Annotated in this window: 2 protein-coding genes; both read left to right on the top strand. The window is 33.4% G+C overall.

Going from position 1 to position 5,633, the window contains the following annotated elements:
- Positions 1–554 precede the first annotated feature (554 nt).
- Positions 555–1,727, top strand: coding sequence for a FecR family protein (locus Q4Q35_RS01495; RefSeq protein WP_303276150.1), 1,173 nt, complete (start codon positions 555–557; stop codon positions 1,725–1,727).
- A gap of 1,600 nt (positions 1,728–3,327) precedes the next feature.
- Positions 3,328–4,860: a M16 family metallopeptidase gene (locus tag Q4Q35_RS01490; protein WP_303276149.1), complete on the top strand. Its 1,533-nt coding sequence runs from the start codon at positions 3,328–3,330 to the stop codon at positions 4,858–4,860.
- The last annotated feature ends 773 nt before the right edge of the window (positions 4,861–5,633 follow it).

Raw genomic sequence — 5,633 nt, 5'->3', positions numbered from 1 at the left:
GAGAGAAGAAATTCCTTCGAAGGGGCGTCTTTTCTCCTGCCTGCCGGCAGGCAGGTTTGTTACTTTTCTTTGGACGAGCAAAGAAATCGAAGATTCATGAACTCCTATTTATCAAATAAGATTTGTGAACTAAAAGTAAATAATAAAATAGAAACCTTCTTTAAAAGATGTAGGTACACCGTAGCTGCCGGACGGACTGGTAGTCGAAGTAAGTCGAAGTGATCCTGCCAATTTAAAGAAAAAACAAGAATCAAAATGAATAATTTATTGAAAACCTGTGTTTTACTGATAATTAAATTATAATATTTTTTTTACATGATACCCACCCTTTTTTATCTTTTTGTTGTATTAATTATAAGTAGAACTTATCTTGCGCTTGTTTTTGAAGTAAGATGGTGCTCTCGATTAAATATTACTTTTAGTGCTTTGTAGTAATTGTATAACTATTGATGTGTAAAATAAAAGTGAAATTAAGAGAAAAACCAAATGGTGAGTAGGGGTGTAATGAACCATAAATAGTGTAGGGTCAATTCATAACTTAAAAATAGTCTCAAATGAGCAATTCTAATAAAATAAGGTTATTTTCAAAAAAATTAGCTGCTTCGCTAATTAAAAATGAAACTCCAGACGATTTAGAAAGATCTGAGATTTTCGACGAAAAAACGAAAGCACAGATGCTTTCGGATATAAAAACGGGTAAATATTCAAGTCTTTTAAAAGAAATTGATGCAAAAAAAGATTGGAAAGCTTTAAAAATAAAAAAAGGACATTCAAAAAAAGCATTTAAATTTTGGTCTTATGGCATCGCAGCCTCTATAGTGCTTTTAATATCAATAGGCTTAGTTGTTTTTAATAAAACAAATCAAGGCTCACACATTGAAGCTCCCATCGTTGTAAATAATAATATTGAGACTGGTAAAAATAAAGCGATCTTGACATTGGAAGATGATTCTGAAGTTACTTTAGAAAAAGGGATCTCCTATCATACAGACCATGTTACTAGTAATGGCGAAGGGGTTATTTACCAGCCTGCCGGACAGGCAGGCAATAATAAAGATGCTAGCAAAGGTATGGTTTATAATACGCTAACTGTTCCCAGAGGTGGGCAATTCTATATTCTTTTATCCGATGGCACAAAAGTTTGGTTAAATTCCGAATCCAAACTAAAATATCCGGTGAGTTTTAATAAAGGAGATACTCGGGAAGTAGAGTTGATACATGGAGAAGCTTATTTCGATGTGTCCCCAAGTACCGAACATGAAGGAGCGAAGTTTAAAGTATCCCATAAAGGACAAGAAGTAGAAGTACTAGGAACAGAGTTTAATGTTAAAGCTTATAAAGACGAAGCAAGTATCTATACAACTTTGGTAGAAGGTAAGGTAGCTGTAAGTAGCGCTTCTGCAAAAGAGACTTTAATGCCAAATCAACAATCGAACCTTAGTCTTAAAACTAATAACATAAGTATAACGGAAGTCGACGTATATAACGAAGTTTCGTGGAAAGAAGGTGTCTTTAGTTTTGAGAGTATGCCTCTAAAAGATATTATGAAAGTACTATCACGTTGGTATGATATGGATGTGACTATTGAAAACAATGTCCAAAAGGAAGAGCGGTTTATAGGTACATTCAATAAAAGTAACAGTATTGAAGATATTCTAATAGCTATTAATAGCACTAATATTATTAATAGTTATGAAATACATGATAAAAGATTAATTATCAAATAGTAGGGGTTGTTCCTTCGCTTATAGATGCTTAATACACACTCCTTAATTTATTATGAGTGTTGAAAAGAAGACGGATGATGTATTTATAGAGGAATAATAGATAGAAAAAAACTAAACAACTAAACAATAAACTAACTAACGACTAAACATTTTATGAAGAAAATCACACTTTTTTACAGTATTGTCATCAACAGCTTTTAATAGTTATTACACAGACAGATTGGTTTGAAGCGGTTGGAATAACTAACAACAGCCGTTAGTAACTAGATTAGACAATACAGCACAAAACTATTTTAATAAAATAAATTCTATTACCTAAATAATAGAGTCAGAGGGTTTTTGTATATATAACTTTATAGAATAGATTTATCTAAAATCTTTGAAATCTACTAATCAGATTCGGTTATATAATTTGAATTAATTAGGTATATAATATAATTTCTTTTACTTATTAGATGAGACTATAATAAAATATGGACGGTACGTTTTATGTATAAGTGTAATAATTTAATCAAAAAGAATTCCTCGAGGCTCTGCCTTGGGGTTTCGGTTGAAATTGTCATTCCCGAGAATCCCGATAGCTATCGGGAGGGAATCTAAATAAAGAAATTTCGGTTTTTGACCCAAAGGTCAAAATGAAACGAGTGAAATACCTCTATGTCCCGATAGCTATCGGGACTGCCTCGAGGATAGTTCGTTTCAAGAAATTTTTTATTGCGATCGTTGAGTACTTCGACTGCCCGTCCGGCAGGAGGGCGTTCAGTATAAACTGAAGTCGAAATGAAATAAAGTAATGTCAAAAGGGGAACAGGAATGGTTTTAAGATTAATTAGGTTAGAGTAGTTAAAGATTATAACTTTCCTTTCCCTTTTAACTAAACAGAGTCAAATGTTAAGAAGTGATCTAGAGTATCCTTCAATAAACTTAAGAGCAGGTTTATAGATTAGATAGTAAGTGTAAGTGTAGATACGACATAGAATATCAAAATAAAAAGATCGAAATAGATATGTAAATAGGAATACTCTTAAATATATTTTTAACCTTGGTTGTTCTTTGAATTAGTCACTCTGGATACAACTTCTAATGGTAGAACACGGACAACCGTCATTTTAGTTCGGTTGTCCATATTTTTAATTGAAAATAATTCCTTTTAAGACAAGCTCATTTTGAGGATAAACTCGATAATATTATCACTTGTCACCTTGAGCGCAGTCGAAAGGTCATTAAATTTATAAGTTTGATTAAGTTTCGACTTTAGCTTGTCTTGAGTGTATACGAAAGGCTACCATTGGCGTTATTTTTTAAGATGTTGTTTTTCAGTTCGTTGACAGTCTGGTCGAGCGCAGTCGAGACCTTTTAAAAAACCTCTCGACAAGCTAACTTGCTACTTTCACTACAAAATATATTTTGTAGTTCAGTAATACTCGAGGAGACATTACGTCATTATATCCGCTTGAGAATTTTTTTGATCTCAGGTCTCAATCTGATATCATGAACTTACTGATCTGATTTTTAATTAAATATATTTATTGTTAAATCGAACTTAGGTTAATTAATAGCGTGAATTTATTCTAATTAAATCATAAATACAACTAGAAACATGCAAAGTATATTATCTGTTATATCATTTTTACTCATCATAAATGTACTCTTGCTATTGTTTTCAGTAAATAGTAATGCACAACCCTTAAATTTAAATGACTCGCTTGAGTTAGACAAAATTGTAGCAAAAGAGGTTTTTAAAGGTGAAAAAGGGTTAGAAGCATATACAGCTCTAAGACCACATATAGACACACTTATAGAAAAAGAACTCATATCGAATATCACTATAAATAAAGGCAGTATCATATCTGAAGAGATGCTGCAAGTTACAGGGTCTACAACATTTACCTTAAGCAATGGTATAAAAGTACATTATAAATTTGTTGGCAAAAGCAAGAATGATGTGCAATTCCGTGCTATAAGTTATGGAGGGTTATCAAAAGTAAAAGACAGTGACCTTCCAACAGCACAATTATTAGGTAATATCATATCCTTATCGGGTTTAGGGGATTGCTCAGCAACCAAAATGTCAAAGCTATTAGCGGGAAAAACTACTACGACACATATACATCTTTCTAACCTTACAGAAAGCATGAGTGGGGTTTCAACAACAAAGGATGTAGAAACATTATTGCAAATGATTTACTTACGTTTTGTAAGTCCGCGATTTGATATTAATGCATACCAAACCTTTGTAGAGAATTTAGATCGGGAGATCAAAGAAAGGCGCCATAGTATTAATGAAAAGATAAACGATAGTGTTACAGCGACATTATATGGTCAGTATAACCCTAGACAGCGTTTATTTAATAAAGATTTTGTTAAAGAGATGTCCTTTGATAAAGTGAAGCCTTTGTATATGGAACGGTTTGGTAATGCAGCAGACTTTGAATTCTTTATCGTAGGTGACCTTGAAAAGAGAAAGCTGAGGCCCTTATTAGAAAAATATATAGCGAGTATCCCAACAAGCGATGTTAAAGAAGTAAGGCAGGATAATTCGATCTCCTGGTTAAAAGATACCATTGATAAGAAAATTACTTTAGATATGGAGCATCCTAAGAGTTCAGTTAGGATGGGCTATAAGAATAATGTAAGCTATAGTTTAAAAAACGAATTAGTAGCAAGATTTCTGGGTGATATTTTACTACTACGATTTATAGAGGGTTTAAGAGAAGAAAAGAGAAGTGTGCATGCTATTAGTGTAAAAGCTGACGTATCAAAAAGGTCAAACAAAGAAGTATCCTTACAGATAGCTTTTGATTGTAATTTGGATGAAGCAGAGCAGCACATACTCAATATAAATAAGCATATAGAAAATATAACAAGAGGTGTTATGTCGCAAACAGATTTAGATAAAATAAAAAGAAAGTATCTAAAAGAAAGAAAACAAGAAGAGGGTTGTAATAGTTACGATATGCAAGTGCTAATAAATTATTTCCAAGAAGATTATAGTACGGATACCTTCAAAAATTTAGATGACTTAGCAGAAGGAATTACTATTAAAGATATGGTGACATTTACAAAGGCATTACTAAAAGATTCCAAGTCCTATAAAATTGTCTTTAATCTGGATCCGAGTGCCAAGAAATAATCCAGTGAACCGTCATTGTGAGCGAGTCCCGTCTCGATAATTATCGGGAACTATCGGGGCGAGCGTAACAATCTGTCGATAAAGAACTCAAAATATAATCGAAGGACGAAGGAAACAACAAACAGATTCCCTGCCTGCGGCAGCTACGGTGTACCCACAAATATTGGAGCAGAAATAACTATTTATAAATTTTTAAAGGCTCAAAAATAATCGTTAAGAACAGACCATAGGGCAAGCCCAGACCCTTCGTAAGAATAAAGAACAAAATTTCGAAACCCAGGAGCATAGCCTTGGATGCTGTGATAGGGCGACGCGAAATTTTGTTCTTGGTTTTTCTTAAGCGCAGCGAGAGAAGAAATTCCTTCGAAGGGGCGTCTTTTCTTTTGTTACTTTTCTTTGGACGAGCAAAGAAAAGTAAATAATAAAATAGAAACCTTCTTTAAAAGATGTGGGGACACCGTAGCTGCGGCAGGCAGGTCGCGTTGCGCTTTAGGCTCCTCAGAAAGACGATAGGTTTATTGTGAGCAGGCTAACCTCCACTGAGCGGAGTCGAAGTGTCACAATCTGTTTAAATTTAAACATATAAATAAATATTAAAAGGGAATAAGAGTCATTGTCATTAAGGTCTTATAGTTAATCTAAAGAATTCCTCGACGCTCTGCGTCGGGGTTTAGCTGAAAAGTTTGAAAAACGGAGAGTTTTTCATAACACTTTGAAAAAGTGTACTTTCGAAAAATGGGAGAACATATTTTTAAAAGGCATAATAAGACGTT

Origin of the sequence: Flavivirga aquimarina (genome assembly GCF_030540835.1) — a bacterium.
GTDB lineage: Bacteria > Bacteroidota > Bacteroidia > Flavobacteriales > Flavobacteriaceae > Flavivirga > Flavivirga aquimarina.
The sequence above is the reverse complement of the archived record's forward strand: the minus strand, read 5'-3'. Positions and strand labels throughout refer to the sequence as shown.

Coding starts and splice junctions, on each gene's coding strand:
- Q4Q35_RS01495 (WP_303276150.1), top strand. CDS start 555: ATGAGCAATTCTAATAAAATAAGGTTATTTTCAAAAAAATTAGCTGCT.
- Q4Q35_RS01490 (WP_303276149.1), top strand. CDS start 3,328: ATGCAAAGTATATTATCTGTTATATCATTTTTACTCATCATAAATGTA.